We start from the raw sequence: 1021 nt of genomic DNA, 5'->3' as shown, positions 1-1021 counted from the left end.
GGGGAAAAAAAGACCTAGATGCGCTAGCATCAAAGTCTTTATCCACCGACCAAAGTGAGATTGCAACCATGAACTATACACATCTAAGCCTAGGGGAACGATACCAGATTTATGCCCTTATAGGGGCAGAACATAGTATTAAATTTATAGCTGAAACATTAGGAAGAAGTCCTAGCACCATATCAAGAGAGATCAGACGCAATAAAAGCCTTCGAGGTTATCGGGTTAATCATGCTCATAACAAGGCTTGTGCAAGACGATCAAACAACGCCGTAACTATTGTTACTGACATCTGGTTATGGGTTACAGACAAGCTGAAAGACAGCTGGAGTCCTGAACAAATAGCCGGAGTTCATGGTGGTATTAGTCACATGAGCATCTATCGCTATATCTGGAGGGACAAGAGACAAGGCGGCACGTTATGGCAGTGTCTCAGACGCAAAGCCAAACCTTACCGTAAGCGACTAACAGCTGAGACCCGAGGCCGTATCAACGACAGAGTCTCGATTCATGAGCGCCCTTGTATTGTGGAAGAACGATCACGTATTGGTGACTGGGAAGCGGATACCGTTATCGGTCAGCATCACAAGCAAGCGATTGTAACGCTCGTTGAACGTAAAACAGGACTGCTTAAAATGAAGCGTGTGGGTCATAAAACGGCACAGCAAGTATCAGAGGCAATGATAGGTATCCTAAAGCCAGTGAGGTTACAGGTTAAGACCATTACCTCTGACAATGGTAAAGAGTTTGCTCAGCATAAGAAGGTGAAACAAAAGCTCTTTAGTCTGTTCTTCTTTGCCGATGCTTATGCATCATGGCAGCGGGGAACCAACGAGAATACCAACGGCTTAATCAGAGAGTTCTTGCCTAAGGGTTGTGACTTTAGACAAGTCTCTGATAATGAGATACAGGACATTGAGAATAAACTAAACAACAGACCAAGAAAACGCTTAGGGTTTAAAACGCCCAATCAGGTGTTCTATAATATAATTTAGCGTTGCACTTGGTATGTTAATCTAAG

General features: G+C 43.7%; 1 protein-coding gene. It reads left to right on the top strand.

Annotation, left to right across the window (positions count from 1 at the left end; all coding sequences use genetic code 11):
- Nucleotides 1-68: 68 nt before the first annotated feature.
- Nucleotides 69-995 carry an IS30 family transposase gene (locus JMW90_RS13390; protein ID WP_201564741.1) on the top strand — a complete coding sequence of 309 codons (927 nt, stop codon included), beginning with the start codon at nucleotides 69-71 and terminating at the stop codon, nucleotides 993-995.
- Nucleotides 996-1021: the final 26 nt, after the last annotated feature.

Origin of the sequence: Psychrobacter glacincola, assembly GCF_904846215.1 — a bacterium.
Taxonomy (GTDB): domain Bacteria; phylum Pseudomonadota; class Gammaproteobacteria; order Pseudomonadales; family Moraxellaceae; genus Psychrobacter; species Psychrobacter glacincola.
The sequence above is the reverse complement of the archived record's forward strand: the minus strand, read 5'-3'. Positions and strand labels throughout refer to the sequence as shown.